A 19,732-nucleotide genomic window follows, 5' to 3' on the forward strand; every position below is an offset into this window, starting at 1 on the left:
CGTTAAAATATAGAGTTATAATGGTTTATGTTTTCTTTTTCTCTTTAAATATTTTAGGTTTTTTATAATTCCATTAAATAATACAACTGCAAGGATTACAAAAGCACCTATGTAAAACGAAGATGACATAATTTCGGTCTCAGGAAATAAAATTAATGCTAAAATTATCCCGTAAATTGGCTCTAAATTATAGGTTAAAACTACTGTATAAGGACTAATATAACGCATCACATAAACAGAAGCTATAAACGCATAAGCAGTACAGATAGAAGCCAATAAAAGTAAATATCCGATATCTGAAGCGTTTATACTAAAAAATGAAGCGGTAAAACCTTCTCCAAACAAAGCTATATATATTGTAATAAAAATAACACCGCTTAAAAACTCGTAAAAAGATATTTTGGTTGCTGAGTGCTGTTCTAAAAACTTTCCATTTAAAACTGCAAATAAAGAAGATAAGAATGCTGAGACAATTCCTAAAATCATTCCTTTTAAGTGTTGAATTTCACTTTGAACAATTAAATACACACCTAAAATAACAATAAGACCAAAAAATATCTCGTAAGGAATAATCTTTCTTTTATAAAAAATAGGCTCTAAAAATGAGGCAAAAAAAGCTCCTGTTGAAAACATAGCTAATGCAATTGAAATGTTAGCTACTTTTATTGCTCCATAAAAAGTAATCCAGTGTAATGCAATTATAACTCCTGCTAAACAAAGCTTAATTAATTCTTTTTTGGTTATTTGTAGATTTACCTTAAATAATTTTACATATGCTATCATTAGAATTGTTGCAAACAACATTCTATACCAAACTAAACTTACAGCATTAATAGAAATTAGCTTACCTAATATTGCTGTAAAACCTGCTATAAAAACCAAGAAATGCAGGTGAAGATAGTTTTTTAATTTATCGTTTAGCATTTTGTAATAAGAAGAAAGCTAGAATACCGAATATAATATTTGGTAACCAAACCGCTAGTAATGGACTAAAGTCTGATTGAGATGCTAGTGTACCAAAAATTTTGTCAAAAAAGACAAATACCATTGCTATTGTTATACCTATTGCTAGGTTTACTCCCATTCCGCCACGACGTTTTCTTGATGACACCGCAACTGCAATTATAGTTAAGATAAATACTGATACAGGTAAGCTCCATTTTTGATATTTTGCTAATCTATATCTGCCTAAAAATTTAGAACCTCGTTTTTCTTCACGTTCTATAAATTTTAAGAGTTTAGGGTATGATAAAGTTTCAGCAATAAAATCTTCTGGAGTTAAATCTTCTAAATCAAAAGGAAAAATAGTGTCTTTTCTTCTTTCTAGTATAATTTTATCATTTGTTTCTCCTATTATACGTTTTTCGTAATTTCTTAAAACGTAAACAGAATCTTCTTCTACATATCTAATATTTGCTGAAGTTAACTTGTAAGTCATTTTATTATCTTCAAAATGTTCTAGAGTAAAATTTACTCCCATATTTTTTGAAGCATCAAAACTACTTACATAAATAATGTCGTTTTCGTTTATTTGTTTTAAAACGTTTCTGTTGTTATTATTTTTTTTACCAGAAAGGTATTTGTATTTAAAGTCATAAAAACCTTTACTTGCATTTGGTGCTAAATACATTCCCATTAGTATAGAAAACAACGCTACAATAACTCCACCTATTAAATATGGTCTTAAAAAACGAGTAAAAGAAACTCCTGAGCTTAAAAAAGCAACAATTTCTGTATTGTTGGCTAATTTTGAAGTAAACCATATAACAGATAAGAATAAAAATAAAGGAAATAAAAGGTTAGCAAAATAGATTGTAAAATATAATAGATACATCATTACCTCTCCAAAAGGAGCTTCGTTTTCTATTATTTTCCCTATTTTTTCTGCTAAGTGAACTGTTATTCCAATAGGAACAAACAGAATTAACATCATTACAAATGTTAATAGATAGCGTTTTAATATGTACCAATCTAGTATTTTCATGTATTACAAACGCTTGTCCATTTGTTTTACCATTTTATCTTTCCAGGTTCTAAAGTCGCCTGCTATAATGTGCTTTCTAGCTTCTCTCACTAACCATAGATAAAACCCTAGGTTATGTATAGTTGCTATTTGCTTCCCTAATAACTCATTTACATTAAAAAGGTGTCTTAAATAGGCTTTACTATATTCTGTATCTACAAAAGTGATGCCCATTTCGTCAATTGGAGAGAAGTCGTCACGCCATTTTAAATTTTTGATGTTAATTGTACCGTGAGCTGTAAACAGCATACCATTTCTTGCGTTTCTTGTTGGCATAACACAATCAAACATATCTACACCTAATGCAATATTTTCTAATATATTAATTGGTGTACCAACACCCATAAGGTAACGTGGTTTATCTTCAGGAAGTATATCTGTTACTACTTCTGTCATAGCGTACATTTCTTCTGCTGGTTCTCCTACAGAAAGTCCTCCTATTGCATTCCCTTCTGCTCCTACACCAGCAATATACTCTGCAGATTGCTTACGTAAATCTTTATAGGTACTACCTTGAACAATTGGAAAAAATGCTTGAGAGTAGCCGTATTTAAAAGGTGTTTTCTTTAAATGTGCCAAACAACGCTCTAACCAACGATGGGTCATATGCATAGATCGTTTTGCGTAGTTGTAATCACATGGATATGGTGTACACTCGTCAAACGCCATAATAATATCTGCACCAATTGTACGTTGTATTTCCATTACATTTTCTGGAGTAAACGTGTGGTAACTACCATCAATATGACTTTTAAATTTTACACCTTCTTCTTTTATCTTTCTATTAGCTGATAAAGAATATACTTGATATCCTCCAGAATCGGTTAAGATATTTCTGTCCCAATTCATAAATTTATGCAAACCACCAGCTTTTTCTAAAATATCAGTTTGTGGTTTTAAGTATAAGTGGTAAGTATTACCTAAAATGATATCAGGATTAATCTCTTCTTTTAATTCTCTTTGATGTACTCCTTTTACAGATGCAACAGTACCAACAGGCATAAAAATAGGTGTTTCTATAACACCATGGTCTGTTTTTATTACTCCTGCTCTAGCTTTACTTTGAGTATCTTTAGCTTTTAAATCGAAAGTCATATATGTGTAAAATCTTCAGCTAGCAAATATAACCAAGAATTAGACAATGGGTCTTAAATAGATTATAAAATTTAAACTGAATATTTAGTTTTTTATTTTAAAATCTAAATATTGTTAGCAAAATATGAAAATAAGTTAATAACTGTGTTTTTTCTATTTTGATAAGGTGATTTAATATCATAATTTTGAACCCCATAAACAACACGATTAACAAAATTAAAATGGCAAGTACACAACAATTAAATGATTTAACAACACAAGTACGCAGAGATATTTTGCGTATGGTACACAAAGTTAATTCTGGTCATCCTGGAGGATCTTTAGGTTGCGCAGAATTTTTTGTAGCGCTTTATAATGAAATTATGGAGCGTAAAGAAGGCTTTGACATGGATGGTAAAAATGAAGATTTATTTTTCTTATCCAATGGACACATTTCACCTGTATATTACAGTGTACTAGCTAGAGCTGGATATTTTCCTGTTGATGAGCTTAACACGTTTAGGCTAATAGACTCTAGACTACAAGGTCATCCAACAACTCACGAAGGTTTACCTGGTATTAGAATTGCTTCAGGATCACTAGGTCAAGGTATGTCTGTAGCTATTGGCGCTGCTGAAGCTAAAAAATTAAATAAGGATAATCATTTAATTTATAGTCTTCATGGTGATGGCGAATTACAAGAAGGACAAAACTGGGAAGCTATTATGTATGCTGCTGCTAATAAAGTAGATAATTTAATTGCTACTGTAGACTTAAATGGTCAGCAAATAGATGGATCTACAGATCAAGTTTTAAACTTAGGTAGCGTAAGAGCAAAATTTGAAGCTTTTGGTTGGACTGTTGTAGAGATTGAAAACGGAAACAATATAGAAGCTATATTAGAAGGAATGACTAAAGCTAAAACCTTAACTGGACAAGGAAAACCTGTTTGTGTTTTACTTAAAACCGTAATGGGTAATGGTGTAGACTTTATGATGCATACACATGCTTGGCATGGTAAAGCACCTAATGACGAACAATTAGAAATAGGATTAAACCAAAACCCAGAAACACTAGGAGACTACTAAACAGCACAAAACAATGACAAAAACATACACAAATACAGGAAGTAAAGATACACGCTCTGGTTTTGGAGCTGGATTAACAGAATTAGGAAAATCTAACGAAAATGTAGTTGCACTATGTGCAGATCTTACAGGATCATTAAAAATGGATGATTTTAAAGCAAACCATCCAGAACGTTTTTTTCAAGTAGGTATCGCAGAAGCAAATATGATTGGTATGGCTGCTGGTTTAACTATTGGCGGTAAAATACCTTTTACTGGTACATTTGCTAACTTCTCTACAGGTCGTGTTTACGATCAAATTAGACAAAGTGTTGCATACTCAGGTAAAAATGTAAAAATATGTGCATCTCACGCAGGTATAACTTTAGGTGAAGATGGCGCAACACACCAAATATTAGAAGACATAGGTTTAATGAAAATGTTACCAGGAATGGTAGTCATTAATCCATGTGATTATAATCAAACTAAAGCTGCTACAATAGCTATTGCAGAATACGAAGGTCCTGTTTATTTACGTTTTGGTAGACCAAAAGTAGCAAATTTTACTCCAGAAGACCAGAAGTTTGAAATAGGAAAAGCGCTACACTTACAATCTGGTACAGACGTAACTATTGTTGCTACAGGACACTTAGTCTGGGAAGCGTTAGAAGCTGCAAAAACTTTAAACGAAAAAGGAATTTCTGCAGAAGTTATAAATATTCACACCATTAAACCTTTAGATGATAAAGCTATTTTAGATTCTGTAACAAAAACTGGATGTATAGTAACTGCTGAAGAACATAATTATTTAGGAGGTTTAGGTGAAAGTGTTGCACGTGTTTTAGCACAACACAAACCAACTCCGCAAGAGTTTATTGCTACAAATGACACTTTTGGAGAATCTGGTACACCTGCTCAGTTAATGGACAAATACGGATTAAATGCTGAAGCAATTGTTAAAGCTTCTGAAAAAGTAATTAAAAGAAAATAATTAAGTTAATACTTTAATTAATTTAAAGGCTTAAAACAATTGTTTTAAGCCTTTTTTAATTTAAGCTTAAAAATAATTTGGCACAATTTTCGTTTAAAAAAGTATTCACATCAAAAAACAACTATTATGAAAATTCTAAACAGTGAAAACAGAGCAGAAAGATTTAAACTTATAATTTTTTGTTTAGTATTATTATCTTCAATATCAATTTACGCACAAACAAATAGCGGATTTGGCTTTAAAGGTGGCTTAAATTACAATGGTAACGGTGATTACTTTGAATCTGTTTCTAATAATTATCAAAACCCAGATAGAACTATTGGTTACCATGTTGGTGTTTTTGGTAAAATAGGTAAACAACTTTACTTTAGACCAGAACTTGTTTACACATCGACTAAAAGTGATTATAATGCAGGTGATTTTGATTTAAAAAAACTAGATATGCCATTATTAGTTGGTGTAAAAGTATTAGGACCTATTCACGTTTTTGGTGGACCAAGCCTACAATATATCTTAGATTCTGATTTTGAAAATGCTACAGTTAGCAATATTGAAGATGATTTTTCTGTAGGGTTAAACTTTGGCGTTGGCTTAAGCTTTAATAATATTGGTGTAGATTTAAGATACGAACGTGGTTTTAATGATAACGAAGCTACTATAATTAATAATAACATAACCATTAATAATCCTAACAGATTAGACACTAGACCAGAACAACTTATTTTAAGTTTATCTATTATGTTATAATAAAACATGTTATAAACAAAAAAAGCCACTTACTAAAAGTGGCTTTTTTTGTTTATTGTATATAGACATTACATTGATGGATCCAAGTAATCTGGTGTACCATCATTATTACTATCTGTTAATATCGTTGTATGTAGTCTATAATTACCTGTCGCTGAAACAAACTCTATTTTAACAAAAACTTCATTTTCGGCAGCATTAGTATCATAAAAAGCTTGCGCTTCAGCTTTTGTTGTAAAAGGCGCCATACTATTATCTTCCTCGTATTGCATTGGCTCGACTTCATCTTCTGTTAAAATTTCATCTCCATCATCATCTATATCTATAAAATTAGCTATACCATCATCATCGGTATCATCATTATAACCATCACCGTCTTGATCTAAATCTTCTATATAAGAAGGAATATTATCTTGATCAAAATCTGTATGATTTCTTTCAATAATATTTAATTTAAATAATATTGGAGAGTATGCGTCTATTCCTGTTACAAAATTTGAAAAATATGCTAATCCAGAAGGTATAAACACAACTCCTTTACCTTGACCTGTTATATTTACAGTTCCGTCATTATTTTCTGAATAATTAGATGCTGTCTTAAATTCAATTACACCTTCTCTAAATCCAGTTACAACACCATTTACAATTGTACCACTAGCATTATATCCTGTTGTTAAATTAAGGTTTGTAGGGTTAACATTAAAATCAAAAGACTCTCCATCTAAAGTTTCTCCTCTGTAAGTAACTACTGCTCTATCCAATGGGTTTATAGTATTACCTAGACCTTCTCTTAACGACAAGATGTACAACTTGTAATCAATACCGTTTTGTTCTACGATTTTATAAGTTAATTCTGGTCTATCAATTAATGCATCTGCATCAGGATTTGAGTCATCTATAAGAGTAAACTCTACTTCAAAATCATCATTTGATGGATTATACGGATCAGAAAAATCAAATTCTTCGTAGTTATAGGTATAGTTTGATAAAAACTCTTCTATTTCTAAAATATTTTCATTGTAAACTTCTGTTTCATCTCTCTCTTCAATTACGGTAGTATTATCATCATCATCATTACAAGCAAAATTAAATATTGCTAATAGTAAAACAGCTAAAGTGATTTTTCTTAATTTCATTATTGTTATTTTTGAGCTTGCAAGATACATTTTAATAGTATTTTGCACAATAACGTTAACGTCTATTTTAGATTTTTTGTATGAGAGTTGATAAATATTTATGGTGTGTAAGGTATTACAAAACAAGAAACCAAGCTTCTATTGCTTGTAAAAAAGGTCATGTTAGAGTAAATGGTGATATTGTAAAACCAAGTAAAGAAGTATATGCTACAGATAAAATAGAGCTAAGAAAAAATCAGGTAAATTATCAAGTTACTGTTCTTGACATCCCTAAGAATCGTGTCGGAGCTAAAATTGTTGATATTTACAGATTAGATACTACACCAAAATCTGCTTTTGAAACTCAAGAATTACTTAAATTAGCAAAAGATTATTACAGAAAAAAAGGAAGTGGTCGTCCTACCAAAAAAGACAGGAGAGATTTGGACGATTTGGATTATAAAAACCAACAATAAATGACAACTTTAAATAATACTATATTAACAGCTTCAGAAATTGATCAAAAATTAACCCGCATTGCTTATCAAATTTATGAAGCAAATGTTAATGAAAGTGAAATAATCTTAGCTGGAATAGAGGCTAATGGCTATATTCTTGCTAAAAAACTAAAAACAAAACTTACTAAAATATCTCCTATTAATCCTGTTTTATGTAAGGTTACTATTGATAAGAAAAAACCATTAAATCCAATTAGGACTTCTATCAAAGCAGAAGATTACACTAATAAATCTATTGTATTAATAGATGATGTTTTAAACTCTGGATCTACATTAATTTACGGTGTAAAACATTTTCTGGATGTACCTTTAAAACAATTTAAAACTGCTGTTTTAGTAAATAGAAATCATAAAAAATTTCCTGTAAAAGCAGATTTTAAAGGCATTTCTCTCTCTACTTCTTTAAATGAGCACGTACAAGTAGATCTAAAAGATAACGATTGGAAAGCTTACTTAGAATAGTTTAAGAATTATTTTTTCTGCTATATCTTCTATTCTTTCTGAAGCATTAATCCTAACATCTGCCATATTATAAAAATAAGAACGCTCAAAAAGATGTTTAGCTATAAACTCTTTTATTTCTTCTTCATTATTAAGATGACTAATTAAGGGGCGCGTATTATCTTTTAATAATCGCTGCGTTAAAACATTTAAATTTACGTTTAAATATATGGTTTTAGTATTAGTGTTACTTTTTAACCATTCCATGGTATCATAAAAACATGGTGTTCCTCCTCCTAAAGAAAGCACATAATTTTCTTTATTATTAACTATTTCTTTTAAAGCTGTGTTTTCTAATTTTCTAAAATAAATCTCTCCTTTTTGACTAAATATTTCTTTTACAGATAAGTTTTCTTTTTTTTCAATGTAATTATCCAAGTCAATAAAGCTATAATTCAACACTTTAGCTAAATAATTACCTATTGTAGACTTCCCTGAAGCCATATATCCTATTAAAATCAAATTCATTTTAAGTCTTATTTGCTGATTATAAACATCTTATCATAAAGTGTAGCAAAAAAACAAAAAAAAATGCAATTTAGGGTTGGAATATTAATAAAAGCTCTTATATTTGCACCCGCAAACAACAAACAATGACCGGGTAGCTCAGTTGGTAGAGCATCTCCCTTTTAAGGAGAGGGTCCTGGGTTCGAGCCCCAGCCCGGTCACAAAAAAAGTTAAGCTTAAAGCTTAACTTTTTTTTTTATCTTTATTTTAAAATTTAGCGCACGTGGCGGAATTGGTAGACGCGCTAGCTTGAGGGGCTAGTGATTGTTATTAATCGTGGAAGTTCGAGTCTTCTCGTGCGCACTACTACTCCTTAAAATCTTTTATTTTGTCTTCATTAGTTTTTAATTGTTAATTATTTCAAAAAAATAAAATGTTTTTTATCAGTTTTACGTTTTGTTTAACTATTTTTACAAAACAATGAACAGTATTAAAACAAACTTTAGTATTAAGGATCTCGAAAATCTTTCGGGAATAAAAGCGCATACCATAAGAATTTGGGAAAAACGCTACAACCTTTTTAAACCTAACAGAACTGATACCAATATTAGATATTACAGCACTGCTAGTCTTCAAAAAATATTAAATATTAGTTTTTTAAATAAAAACGGATATAAAATATCTAAAATAGCAAGTCTTGATGAAAACGAAATTTCTTCACTTGTAAAAGAAATAGCAGAAAGTAAAGATCCTAACAATCATTCTATAAATTTATTAAAATTGGCTATGATTAATTTTGATCAAAGTCTTTTTAATAAAACCTTCTACAAACTGGAGGAAGAAATGTCATTTAAAACCATTTTTTTTGATGTTTTTATTCCTCTTTTAGATCACATAGGATTATTATGGCAAACAGATACAATAACACCTGCTCACGAACATTTTGTTGTTGAAATTATTAAAAAGAAGATTTTAGTCGAAACAGAAAAAGCTTACAAGATTAATACACCCGACTTAAGTCAAAAACCATATGCTTTATTCTTACCAGATAATGAAATGCACGAGCTTGGTTTATTATTTACGAATCTAGAGCTAACTTTAAAAGGTAAACATGTTATTTATTTAGGTCAATCTGTGCCTATTAAAAGTTTAGAGTTTTTATTAACAAAACATAAAGACATAACTTTTATTTCAAATTTTACAGTAAGCCCAGAAAACGAAAACGTAGAAGATTACTTAAATAATTTCTCTAGCACTTTATTAAAAAACAATAAATGCAAACTTTTAGTATCAGGAAGACTATTAGGTACAAAGCCTAACATTTCTAACTCAAACATTAAAACTTTTGAATCTACAAAAGACTTAATTGATCATATTAATAATGAAAAATAAAATAGCAATAATAGGTTCTGGATTTTCTGCTTTATCTGCTGCATGTTATCTTGCTAAGGATGGATTTAATGTTTCAGTTTTTGAAAAAAATGATACTGTAGGAGGACGTTGTAGACAGTTTAAAAAAGATGGATTTACTTTTGATATGGGACCAAGCTGGTATTGGATGCCTGATATATTTGATAAGTTTTTTAATGATTTTGATAAAAAAACTTCAGATTTTTATCAATTAGATAAACTAGCTCCTGCATATAAAATTTTCTTTAATGATGAAGTTATCACCATAGGAGATACAATGGAGAAAATTTGCGAAGAATTTGAACGCATAGAAAAAGGAAGTTCAATTCCTCTTAAAAAATTTATAAATAAAGCTGCAGATAATTATAACATTGCCATAAACAAAATTGTATTAAAACCAGGTGTTTCACCCTTAGAATTGGTTACTAAAGATACTGTTACTAGACTAGATCAATTTTTTAAAACAATAAGCAGTGATGTTAGACGCCAGTTTAAAAACCCTAAACTAATATCTACTTTAGAGTTTCCTGTTTTGTTTTTGGGTGCAAAACCAAGCAATACACCTTCTTTTTATAGTTTTATGAATTACGCCGATTTTGGCTTAGGTACGTGGCATCCTAAAGGCGGAATGTATCAAATAATTCTTGCAATGAGACAACTTGCAGAAGAATTAGGTGTTACAATAAATGTAAACTCTAATGTTACTAATATTAATGTTGAAAATAATACATCAACATCAATTACAGTTAATGGTAAAACTTTAAAGTTTGATGTTGTTTTAAGTGGCGCAGATTACCATCACTCAGAAACGTTGTTAGATAGAAAATATAGACAGTATTCAGAAAAATATTGGAACAATAAAACCTTTGCTCCTTCTTCTCTCCTATTTTACGTAGGTTTTGATAAGAAATTGAAAAATGTAAACCATCATAACTTATTTTTTGATACCAACTTTGAAACGCATGCAGAAGATATTTACGATAATCCAAAATGGCCTAAAGAGCCTCTATTTTATGCCAATTTCCCATCTGTAACAGATAACAGCATGGCGCCTAATGGTAAAGAAAATGGTTTTTTCTTAATACCAATTGCTCCTAACTTAGAAGATACACCTCAATTAAGAGAGCAATATTTTGATATAATCATGTCTCGTTTTGAAAAATTAACACAACAAGATGTTAAAAATAGTATTATCTTTAAAGAAAGCTTTTGTGTTAAAGATTTTATTGAAGCATATAATTCCTACAAAGGAAACGCATACGGAATGGCTAATACGCTAACGCAAACCGCTTTTCTAAGACCAAATTTAAAGAGTAAAAAAGTTAACAACCTCTACTTTACAGGACAATTAACTGTTCCTGGTCCAGGTGTGCCACCAGCACTTATATCTGGAAAATTAGTAGCAGAATTAATCCAAAAACACCACCAAAAACTATGAAAGCAATATTTGATTCTGTGTCGTACAATTGTAGTAAAGTTGTTACTACATCTTACAGCACTTCGTTTTCTTTAGCTACAAAAATGCTTGCAAAGTCTATCAGACAGGATATTTATAATATTTATGGTTTTGTGAGGTTTGCAGATGAGATTGTAGACACTTTTCATGATTATGATAAAGAAACTTTATTTAACAATTTTGAAAACGATTTAGAATTAGCTCTAAAAAACAAAATTAGCCTAAATCCAATATTAAATGCGTTTCAACATACATATCACAAGCATAACATCGAAAAACATATGGTTGATGCTTTTATGAAAAGTATGCGTCTAGATTTATCTAAAACTAAATACACTACAGACCAAGAGTATAAAGATTATATTTATGGTTCTGCAGACGTAGTTGGACTAATGTGTTTAAAAGTCTTTGTTAAAGGAGATAATGATCAATACGAAAAACTTAAAGACACAGCTATGTCATTAGGTTCTGCTTTTCAAAAGGTGAATTTTTTACGAGACTTAAAAGCTGATCACGAATTACTTGATAGAACTTATTTCCCAAATACAGATTTAAATAACCTAACCGAAGAAGATAAACTATTCATCATTAATGATATTGAAAACGATTTTAAAAAAGGCTTAGAAGGTATAAAACAACTACCTATGGAGGCTAAATTTGGAGTATTTATGGCTTATAGATACTATCACCAGTTACTGGCAAAGCTTAAAAAAACACCAGCATTAGAAATTAAAAATACAAGAATAAGAGTACCAAACTACAAAAAGGCAGAACTTTTAACTAGAAGCTACGTAAAGTATCAGTTAAATTTATTATAATTAGACATGAAAACATTGTATTGGATATTAATATTTTTAGGCACATTTTCTATCATGGAATTTATGGCATGGTTTACACATAAATACATTATGCACGGATTTTTATGGTCACTACATAAAGACCATCATCTAAAAGATCACGATAGCTGGTTTGAGCGTAATGATGCCTTTTTTATCTTTTACGCAATAGTAAGTATGACTTGCTTTTACTTATGGAGTTACGAAGATATCTGGTATACATTACCAATAGGTTTAGGCATTATGGCTTATGGTGCAGCTTACTTCTTAGTACACGATATATTTATCCATCAACGCTTTAAAATGTTTAGAAATGCTAATAATTGGTACGCACGTGGTGTTAGACGTGCACACAAAATACATCACAAGCATATTGGCAAAGAAGATGGAGAAAACTTTGGCATGTTAGTCGTACCATTTAAGTACTTCAAAAAATAGACTAAATGTCTCAAAAACATTATGATTATATCATAGTTGGCAATGGTTTAGCTGGACTTCAATTAGCCTTAGCTTTTGCCAAGGATTCATATTTTAATCATAAATCCATTGCTTTAATAGACGCTTCTACTAAAACTGAAAATGATAAAACTTGGAGTTTTTGGGAACAAAACAATAGCACTTTTAGTCATTTAGCTTACCAATCCTGGCAACATGCAACTATCTATGCAGAAAACCAAAAAATAAGCTTAAATCTAAAACCTTATACTTATAAATCTATACGTGCAATAGACTTTTATGCGGAAGCTAAAGCTCAACTCAATCAGCAAGACAATATTACATTTTTGGTGGAAACCGTGACTTCGGTTAAAGAAAAAGAAATAGTTGAAGTCACAACCAAAACAAACAACTATACGACAAATCATGTTTTTGATAGTCGGATTCCAGACGCGTTTTTTAAAGATGAAAAAGCCACAACTTTAATACAACATTTTAAAGGCTGGATTATAGAAGCTGAAGACAATGTTTTTAATAAAAACAGCTTAACAATGATGGATTATCGATTAAAAGATAATAATCAAACAACCTTTATGTATCTATTACCGCATACAAAAAATAAAGCGTTAGTCGAATTCACATATTTTACGGAAAACACTGTTAAAAATGATCATTACGACAACTATTTAAAGCAATATATTTCAGAATATTTAAACATTAATAATTATAATATTGTCGAAACTGAAGTTGGTCAAATACCAATGACAACTTTTAATTTTCAATCGTTTAACACATCAAAAATCACTAAAATTGGTACAGCTGGCGGTTGGGTAAAACCTTCTACGGGATACTCTTTTAAACTCACAGAAAAAAGAGTTGCAAAAATTATTGAGAATATAAAAACCAATCAACCAACCACAAACGGATTTTTTAAAAACAAGTATAAATTTTACGACAAAGTATTTTTACAAGTTTTAAAAGATAATAATGAAAAAGGCGAATGGATTTTTAAACAATTTTACAGTAAAAATAGCACACCAACTATGTTTAAATTTTTAGATGAAGAGTCTTCACTTTTTGAAGACATTAAAATTATGTGGTCGTTATTTAGTTTTAGTTTTATTAAAGCTTTTTTTAAAACGCTTTAATCGTTTAAAAGCTTATCTAGAGTTGCTCTAACTTTATCTCCGTTCCAATTAGCAACTCCTGTTTTATCAATAACAATCTTACCGTTTTTATCAATTAAAAAAGTACGTGGTATACTTGACACTTCAAAATCTGGATGATTTGACATTGGATAATACACCTCTAAACTATAACCATTTTTGGTCAAAAATGCTTTCACTTTTTCGCTATCATCATTGGTTACAAATAAAAATTCAACTTTATTATTATAATCGCTATAAAGTTGATCTAAGTCAGACATTTCTGCAATACATGGCGGACACCAAGTTGCCCAAAAATTAATAAATACTACTTTATTTTTAGCTGAAGAAAAGTCATAAATATTACCGTTTACATCTTGTAAAGTCCATTGATAAGTTTGCAACTGGACTCGTTCATCTTCATCTTCTATACTAGGAGAAAATACAGACAAGCCTTTTTGTAATTGGATTTGTATAAACTGTCTTGATTGCGGAATTATCATTAACACAATAAATAACCCAAACAGAATATTACTTAAAGATAATTTTGGTTTAACAGATTTCATTTTAAAATAGATGAAACAAAAAACTCCTGAATATTCAGGAGTTTTTTATTATTTAATTTAATAAACTATGCGTTTTGAGCTGCAATTAAATTTAAAGCAGAACCTGCTTTATACCATTCTATTTGAGCTTCGTTATACGTATGATTTACTTTAATAGTGTCTTTACTTCCGTCTGAATGTACGACTTCAATATGAAGTGGTTTATTAGGCGCAAATTCATTTAAATCTAAGAAGTTAAATGTATCATCTTCTTGTATTAAATCGTAATCTGCTTCATTATCAAACGTTAAACCTAACATACCTTGTTTTTTAAGGTTTGTTTCGTGTATACGAGCAAAAGATTTTACAATTACAGCAGCTACACCTAAGTGTCTTGGCTCCATCGCAGCATGCTCTCGTGAAGAACCTTCACCGTAATTGTGATCACCAACTACAACCGTCCAAATACCTTCTTTTTTGTATTCGCGTTGTGTATCTGGTACGCCGCCATATTCACCAGTTAATTGGTTTTTAACAAAGTTAGTTTTCTTATTGTAAGCATTTACTGCTCCAATTAAACAGTTGTTAGAAATATTATCTAAGTGACCTCTAAAACGTAACCAAGGTCCAGCCATACTAATATGGTCTGTGGTACATTTTCCAAAAGCTTTAATTAATAATTTAGCACCTGTTATAGAATCACCGATTGGTGTAAATGGTGTTAATAATTGTAATCTTTCAGAATCATCGGCAACTTTAACAACAACGCTACTACCATCTTCTCTTGGTTCTAAATAACCGTTTTCTTTAACTTCAAAACCTTTTGGTGGTAATTCCCATCCAGTTGGTTCGTCTAACATCACTTCTTCTCCATCTTCATTAATTAATTTATCTGTCATTGGATTAAAGTCCAAACGACCAGCAATTGCAATAGCTGCTGTTAATTCTGGAGATGCCACAAAAGCATGTGTATTTGGGTTACCATCTGCACGCTTAGCAAAGTTTCTATTAAACGAATGAACTATACTGTTTTTTGGTGCATTTTTAGGATCGCTATATCTAGCCCATTGACCAATACATGGTCCACAAGCATTAGTAAATATTGTAGCATCCAATTTTTCAAAGATTTCTAAAATACCATCTCGTTCTGTAGTATATCTTACTTGCTCTGAACCAGGATTGATACCAAATTCTGCTTTAGTTTTTAACTTTTTATCTAATGCTTGTTGCGCAATAGATGACGCTCTTGATAAATCTTCGTAAGACGAATTTGTACAAGAACCAATTAATCCCCATTCTACTTGTAAAGGCCAATCGTTATCTGTTGCTTTTTTAGTCATTTCTTTACCAGCCGGAGTTGATAAATCTGGTGTAAATGGTCCGTTTAATAATGGATTTAATTCAGATAAATTAATTTCAATCACTTGATCAAAATATTGTTCTGGATTAGCATATACTTCAGGATCTGCTGTTAAATATTCACGCACTTTATTAGCTGCATCTGCTACATCAGATCTATCTGTTGCACGTAAATAACGCTCCATAGAATCGTCATATCCAAAAGTAGAAGTAGTTGCTCCTATTTCTGCTCCCATATTACAAATAGTTCCTTTTCCTGTACAAGACATAGATGTTGCTCCTGGACCAAAATACTCTACAATTGCACCAGTACCACCTTTTACAGTTAATATTTCGGCAACTTTTAAAATAACGTCTTTTGGCGCTGTCCAACCAGACAATTTACCTGTTAACTTAACACCTATTAACTTAGGAAATTTAAGTTCCCAAGCCATTCCTGCCATTACGTCTACAGCATCTGCACCACCAACACCAATAGCTACCATACCTAATCCACCAGCGTTAACGGTATGAGAATCTGTACCAATCATCATTCCTCCAGGAAACGCATAATTCTCTAATACCACTTGGTGAATAATACCTGCTCCTGGTTTCCAGAAGCCAATACCATATTTATTAGAAACTGATTCTAAAAATTCAAAAACCTCTTTACTTACATCGTTTGCATGCTTTAAATCTTTTTCTGCGCCATCTTTAGCCTGAATTAAGTGATCACAATGTACAGTTGTTGGTACAGCTACTTTATCTTTACCGGCTTGCATAAATTGCAATAATGCCATTTGTGCTGTTGCGTCTTGACAAGCAATTCTATCTGGTGCAAAATCTACATAATCTTTACCTCTTGTGAAAGCTGTTTTTGGAGTTCCGTCCCAAAGGTGATTGTATAAAATCTTTTCAGAAAGTGTTAAAGGTTTACCTACAACGTCACGAGCAGCGTCTACTCGTTCTGCCATTTGGCTATATACCTTTTTAATAATATCAATATCAAATGCCATAAGTTTTGTTTTTTTTGTTTGTCTTAAATTTATTAAAAAAAATGATATGATTTGAGTCCAAATACTATCATTTTTATAGATTTTTAATTTAATAAAATTCTTTCATTTTTATCATAAGAAAAGGTTAATAATACCAATTACCAATTAATTTCATTATTAAATTGAAAAGCAAAAAAAAGCCCGAATTAAAAATTCGAGCTTTTGAATATAAGTTATTATGACTATTACGCCATTACTAATTGCTTTTGAGATGGTTTGAATTTAGTTAATACAATACCATCTACTGCAGCTTCGTATTCTTCCATAGTTGGTGTACGACCAAGAATAGTTGATAATACTACAACTGGTGTTGATGATAATAATGATTCACCTTTTTTACCATCGGCATCTTTTACTACACGACCTTGGAATAAACGTGTAGATGTAGCCATTACTGTATCTCCAGGTTCAGCTTTTTCTTGATTACCCATACAAAGGTTACAACCAGGACGCTCTAAATACAACATGTTTTCGTATTTAGTACGTGCAGCTGCTTTTGGTGCGTCGTCGTTAAACTCGAATCCTGAGTACTTTTGTAACACTTCCCAATCACCTTCAGCTTTAAGCTCGTCTACAATATTGTATGTTGGTGGCGCTACTACTAATGGCGCTTTAAATTCTACTTTACCGTGTTGAGCTTCGATATTTTTTAGCATTTGCGCTAAAATTTTCATATCACCTTTATGTACCATACAAGATCCAACGAAACCTAAATCTACTTTTTTAGTTCCGCCATAGTAAGATAATGGTCTAATGGTATCGTGTGTATAACGTCTTGAAGGATCTTCGTTGTTTACATCTGGATCTGCAATCATTGGTTCTGCGATTTCATCTAAATCGATAACCACTTCTGCATAATATTTAGCATCTGCATCTGGCTTTAATGCTGGTTTAGAACCAGATTTAAGCTCTTCTATTCTGTTGTTTGCTTTATCTACTAAACCTTGTAACATTTGCTTTTCGTTATCCATACCTTTTTTAATCATGATTTGGATACGATCTCTAGCAATTTCTAAAGATTCGATTAACGTTTCTTCTTCAGAAATACAGATAGATGCTTTTGCTTTCATCTCTGCAGTCCAATCTGTAAATGTAAAGGCTTGATCTGATGTTAATGTACCAATGTGCACTTCGATAACACGACCTTGGAATACGTTTTCGCCATCAAATTGCTTTAACATTTGTTGTTGCGTTGCATGTACCACATCACGGAAATCCATGAAGCTTCTCATGCTACCTTTAAACGTTACTTTTACAGACTCTGGAATTGGCATTGTTGCTTCACCAGTTGCTAAAGCCAATGCTACAGTACCAGAATCGGCACCAAAAGCAACACCTTTAGACATACGTGTGTGCGAATCTCCACCAATAATGATATCCCAATCATCTACTGTAATATCGTTTAATACTTTATGAATTACGTCTGTCATTGCGTGATAATGACCTTTAGGATCACGACCAGTAATTAAACCGAAATCGTTCATAAACTTCATTAAACGCGGAATATTAGCTTTTGATTTGTCATCCCAAACTGAAGCTGTATGACAACCAGATTGGTAACCAGCATCTACGATTGGTGAAATTACCGTTGCTGCCATCATTTCTAATTCTTGAGACGTCATTAAACCTGTAGTATCTTGAGAACCTACAATGTTTACTTCTACACGAACGTTAGATCCAGCGTGTAATGTTTTTCCTGGTGTTGTACCAACAGCGTTTTTATTAAAGATTTTTTCTACTGCTGTTAACCCTTGGTTTTCTACAGTAATTTCTTTAGAAGCTGCGTACACTTGAGGAATTTCGATACCTAAAGCTTTACATGCAAAGGTTTGTAATTTTTTACCAAAAACCACAGCGTAAGAGCCACCAGCTTTGATAAACTCCATTTTTTGTGGTGTTAATGCTGTTGAAATATCTTTAAACTCTTGATCTCCGTTATATAATTTTTTCTCTTTTGTATTAATTGTTAAAACCGTACCTGTTTTTACAGAATAAACCTCTTTTAAAATTGGCTCGCCATCTGCATCTACAACTGTGTTACCGTTTTCATCTTTTTGTTTTACCCAGTTTTTAAGGTCAATTCCAATTCCTCCTGTTACGCCAACTGTAGTTAAGAAGATTGGAGCAATACCATTAGTACCTGCAATTACAGGTGCAATATTGATAAATGGCACATAAGGTGATGATGGAATTCCTGTCCATAATGCCACGTTATTTACACCAGACATACGAGAAGATCCTACACCCATTGTTCCTTTTTCTGCAATAAGCATAATACGTTTATCTGGATGTTGCTCTTTTAAAGCTAACACTTCTTGTTGCATCTCTTTGTTATGTTCAAAGATAGATTGACCATGTAACTCACGATCTGATCTTGAGTGCGCATCTGCACCAGGTGATAATAAATCGGTAGAAATATCACCAACACCAGCGACATAAGTTACAACTTGAATTTCTTCTTGAACTTCTGGAAGTTTTGTGAAAAATTCTGCTTGTGCATAGCTCTCGATTATCTCTTTTGCTATTGCGTTACCAGTTTTCATTGCTTGTTCTAAACGCTCGGTATCTGCTTCGTATAAAAATACTTGTGTTTTTAATACTTTAGCTGCAGCTTCAGCAATTGCTTTATCTTCACCTAAAGCTAAATCTAAAAGTACTTCTACAGATGGTCCACCTTTCATGTGAGATAATTGCTCGAAAGCAAATTCTGAAGTAATTTCTTCTACTTTAGTTTCACCTAAAATAATTTCTTTTAAAAAATCTGCTTTTACACGTGCAGCACTTGTTGTACCTGGTAAAACGTTATATATAAAAAAGTTTAAAGAATCTTTTCTATGCTCGTTATTTTCATCTTTTATTTGCGTTATAATTTCGCTTAATAATTCTGCGCCATCAATAGGCTTTGGATGTAATCCTTGAAGTTTACGAGCTTCAATTTCTTTAAGGTAGTCGTTGTAAGTATTCATATAAATATATTCAGTGTTAGTTTTACTGAAAATTGCAATTATAGAATAGGCAATTTAAAGTTT

At 31.3% G+C, this 19,732-nt stretch carries 18 protein-coding genes and 2 tRNA genes; 12 read left to right on the forward strand and 8 right to left on the reverse strand.

The window, feature by feature from the left end; translation table 11 throughout:
- Positions 1 to 15: 15 nt before the first annotated feature.
- From FHS04_RS04825 to tgt, 3 genes are read right to left on the reverse strand one after another with little or no spacing between them, the layout of a single operon-like run.
- Entirely contained in the window at positions 16 to 924 is a 909-nt protein-coding gene (locus FHS04_RS04825) for a DMT family transporter (RefSeq protein ID WP_106679638.1), read from the reverse strand.
- Entirely contained in the window at positions 911 to 1,984 is a 1,074-nt protein-coding gene (locus FHS04_RS04830) for an LptF/LptG family permease (RefSeq protein WP_106679636.1), read from the reverse strand. The genes FHS04_RS04825 and FHS04_RS04830 overlap by 14 nt, the downstream gene beginning before the upstream one ends.
- 3 nt (positions 1,985 to 1,987) lie before the next feature.
- Complete coding sequence (gene tgt / locus FHS04_RS04835) at positions 1,988 to 3,118, reverse strand: tRNA guanosine(34) transglycosylase Tgt (protein ID WP_106679634.1); 1,131 nt, start codon at positions 3,116 to 3,118, stop codon at positions 1,988 to 1,990.
- A 215-nt stretch (positions 3,119 to 3,333) separates the two neighbouring features.
- Between tgt and FHS04_RS04840 the strand changes: the two genes are divergently transcribed.
- From FHS04_RS04840 to FHS04_RS04850, 3 genes are all read left to right on the forward strand, one after another.
- Positions 3,334 to 4,185 carry a transketolase gene (locus FHS04_RS04840; protein WP_262497779.1) on the forward strand — a complete coding sequence of 284 codons (852 nt, stop codon included), beginning with the start codon at positions 3,334 to 3,336 and terminating at the stop codon, positions 4,183 to 4,185.
- Between the two features lie 13 nt (positions 4,186 to 4,198).
- Entirely contained in the window at positions 4,199 to 5,155 is a 957-nt protein-coding gene (locus tag FHS04_RS04845) for a transketolase family protein (RefSeq protein WP_106679630.1), read from the forward strand.
- Positions 5,156 to 5,281: 126 nt separating this feature from the next.
- Positions 5,282 to 5,902: a porin family protein gene (locus FHS04_RS04850; protein WP_106679627.1), complete on the forward strand. Its 621-nt coding sequence runs from the start codon at positions 5,282 to 5,284 to the stop codon at positions 5,900 to 5,902.
- Between the two features lie 68 nt (positions 5,903 to 5,970).
- Here FHS04_RS04850 and FHS04_RS04855 read toward each other — a convergent pair whose 3' ends face one another.
- Positions 5,971 to 7,038 (reverse strand): FKBP-type peptidyl-prolyl cis-trans isomerase, encoded by a 1,068-nt coding sequence (locus FHS04_RS04855; protein WP_106679625.1) that lies wholly within the window; start codon positions 7,036 to 7,038, stop codon positions 5,971 to 5,973.
- 80 nt (positions 7,039 to 7,118) lie between these two features.
- Between FHS04_RS04855 and FHS04_RS04860 the strand changes: the two genes are divergently transcribed.
- On the forward strand, positions 7,119 to 7,493 hold the full coding sequence (locus FHS04_RS04860; protein ID WP_027879988.1) for an RNA-binding S4 domain-containing protein: 375 nt from the start codon (positions 7,119 to 7,121) through the stop codon (positions 7,491 to 7,493).
- Positions 7,494 to 7,997, forward strand: a complete 504-nt coding sequence (locus tag FHS04_RS04865) for a phosphoribosyltransferase family protein (RefSeq protein WP_106679622.1) — start codon at positions 7,494 to 7,496, stop codon at positions 7,995 to 7,997. It abuts the gene before it with no gap.
- Here FHS04_RS04865 and FHS04_RS04870 read toward each other — a convergent pair.
- Entirely contained in the window at positions 7,989 to 8,504 is a 516-nt protein-coding gene (locus FHS04_RS04870) for a shikimate kinase (protein WP_027879990.1), read from the reverse strand. The genes FHS04_RS04865 and FHS04_RS04870 overlap by 9 nt on opposite strands.
- 127 nt (positions 8,505 to 8,631) lie before the next feature.
- Here FHS04_RS04870 and FHS04_RS04875 point away from each other — a divergent pair.
- The 7 genes from FHS04_RS04875 (at position 8,632) to FHS04_RS04905 (ending at position 13,768) form a co-directional block, all read left to right on the forward strand.
- Positions 8,632 to 8,704 (forward strand) — tRNA-Lys (locus FHS04_RS04875).
- A 56-nt stretch (positions 8,705 to 8,760) separates the two neighbouring features.
- A tRNA-Leu gene (locus tag FHS04_RS04880) sits at positions 8,761 to 8,846 on the forward strand.
- Between the two features lie 117 nt (positions 8,847 to 8,963).
- Positions 8,964 to 9,875 carry a MerR family transcriptional regulator gene (locus tag FHS04_RS04885; RefSeq protein WP_106679619.1) on the forward strand — a complete coding sequence of 304 codons (912 nt, stop codon included), beginning with the start codon at positions 8,964 to 8,966 and terminating at the stop codon, positions 9,873 to 9,875.
- The gene (locus tag FHS04_RS04890; protein WP_106679617.1) at positions 9,865 to 11,331 is read left to right on the forward strand and encodes a phytoene desaturase family protein; all 1,467 of its coding nucleotides are present in this window, start codon (positions 9,865 to 9,867) and stop codon (positions 11,329 to 11,331) included. The genes FHS04_RS04885 and FHS04_RS04890 overlap by 11 nt, the downstream gene beginning before the upstream one ends.
- Positions 11,328 to 12,167 carry a phytoene/squalene synthase family protein gene (locus FHS04_RS04895; protein ID WP_106679614.1) on the forward strand — a complete coding sequence of 280 codons (840 nt, stop codon included), beginning with the start codon at positions 11,328 to 11,330 and terminating at the stop codon, positions 12,165 to 12,167. The genes FHS04_RS04890 and FHS04_RS04895 overlap by 4 nt, the downstream gene beginning before the upstream one ends.
- Before the next feature lie 6 nt (positions 12,168 to 12,173).
- Positions 12,174 to 12,623, forward strand: coding sequence for a sterol desaturase family protein (locus tag FHS04_RS04900; protein WP_027879994.1), 450 nt, complete (start codon positions 12,174 to 12,176; stop codon positions 12,621 to 12,623).
- A gap of 5 nt (positions 12,624 to 12,628) precedes the next feature.
- A complete protein-coding gene (locus tag FHS04_RS04905; protein WP_106679611.1) occupies positions 12,629 to 13,768 on the forward strand; it encodes a lycopene cyclase family protein in 1,140 nt (379 codons plus the stop codon).
- On the opposite strand, the gene FHS04_RS04910 is transcribed toward FHS04_RS04905, so the two are convergent.
- The 3 genes from FHS04_RS04910 to FHS04_RS04920 form a co-directional block, all read right to left on the reverse strand.
- Complete coding sequence (locus FHS04_RS04910) at positions 13,765 to 14,331, reverse strand: TlpA family protein disulfide reductase (RefSeq protein WP_106679609.1); 567 nt, start codon at positions 14,329 to 14,331, stop codon at positions 13,765 to 13,767. The genes FHS04_RS04905 and FHS04_RS04910 overlap by 4 nt on opposite strands.
- A gap of 65 nt (positions 14,332 to 14,396) precedes the next feature.
- Positions 14,397 to 16,664, reverse strand: coding sequence for an aconitate hydratase (locus tag FHS04_RS04915; RefSeq protein WP_106679607.1), 2,268 nt, complete (start codon positions 16,662 to 16,664; stop codon positions 14,397 to 14,399).
- Positions 16,665 to 16,888: 224 nt separating this feature from the next.
- A complete protein-coding gene (locus FHS04_RS04920) occupies positions 16,889 to 19,669 on the reverse strand; it encodes a bifunctional aconitate hydratase 2/2-methylisocitrate dehydratase (protein WP_106679605.1) in 2,781 nt (926 codons plus the stop codon).
- Between the last annotated feature and the right edge of the window lie 63 nt (positions 19,670 to 19,732).

Source organism: Mesoflavibacter zeaxanthinifaciens subsp. sabulilitoris (assembly GCF_014191595.1).
Lineage (GTDB): Bacteria > Bacteroidota > Bacteroidia > Flavobacteriales > Flavobacteriaceae > Mesoflavibacter > Mesoflavibacter zeaxanthinifaciens.

Coding starts and splice junctions, on each gene's coding strand:
- FHS04_RS04900 (WP_027879994.1), top strand. CDS start 12,174: ATGAAAACATTGTATTGGATATTAATATTTTTAGGCACATTTTCTATC.
- FHS04_RS04870 (WP_027879990.1), bottom strand. CDS start 8,504: ATGAATTTGATTTTAATAGGATATATGGCTTCAGGGAAGTCTACAATA.
- FHS04_RS04890 (WP_106679617.1), top strand. CDS start 9,865: ATGAAAAATAAAATAGCAATAATAGGTTCTGGATTTTCTGCTTTATCT.
- FHS04_RS04830 (WP_106679636.1), bottom strand. CDS start 1,984: ATGAAAATACTAGATTGGTACATATTAAAACGCTATCTATTAACATTT.
- FHS04_RS04885 (WP_106679619.1), top strand. CDS start 8,964: ATGAACAGTATTAAAACAAACTTTAGTATTAAGGATCTCGAAAATCTT.
- FHS04_RS04865 (WP_106679622.1), top strand. CDS start 7,494: ATGACAACTTTAAATAATACTATATTAACAGCTTCAGAAATTGATCAA.
- FHS04_RS04850 (WP_106679627.1), top strand. CDS start 5,282: ATGAAAATTCTAAACAGTGAAAACAGAGCAGAAAGATTTAAACTTATA.
- FHS04_RS04910 (WP_106679609.1), bottom strand. CDS start 14,331: ATGAAATCTGTTAAACCAAAATTATCTTTAAGTAATATTCTGTTTGGG.
- FHS04_RS04920 (WP_106679605.1), bottom strand. CDS start 19,669: ATGAATACTTACAACGACTACCTTAAAGAAATTGAAGCTCGTAAACTT.
- FHS04_RS04845 (WP_106679630.1), top strand. CDS start 4,199: ATGACAAAAACATACACAAATACAGGAAGTAAAGATACACGCTCTGGT.
- FHS04_RS04855 (WP_106679625.1), bottom strand. CDS start 7,038: ATGAAATTAAGAAAAATCACTTTAGCTGTTTTACTATTAGCAATATTT.
- FHS04_RS04895 (WP_106679614.1), top strand. CDS start 11,328: ATGAAAGCAATATTTGATTCTGTGTCGTACAATTGTAGTAAAGTTGTT.
- tgt (WP_106679634.1), bottom strand. CDS start 3,118: ATGACTTTCGATTTAAAAGCTAAAGATACTCAAAGTAAAGCTAGAGCA.
- FHS04_RS04860 (WP_027879988.1), top strand. CDS start 7,119: ATGAGAGTTGATAAATATTTATGGTGTGTAAGGTATTACAAAACAAGA.
- FHS04_RS04915 (WP_106679607.1), bottom strand. CDS start 16,664: ATGGCATTTGATATTGATATTATTAAAAAGGTATATAGCCAAATGGCA.
- FHS04_RS04825 (WP_106679638.1), bottom strand. CDS start 924: ATGCTAAACGATAAATTAAAAAACTATCTTCACCTGCATTTCTTGGTT.
- FHS04_RS04905 (WP_106679611.1), top strand. CDS start 12,629: ATGTCTCAAAAACATTATGATTATATCATAGTTGGCAATGGTTTAGCT.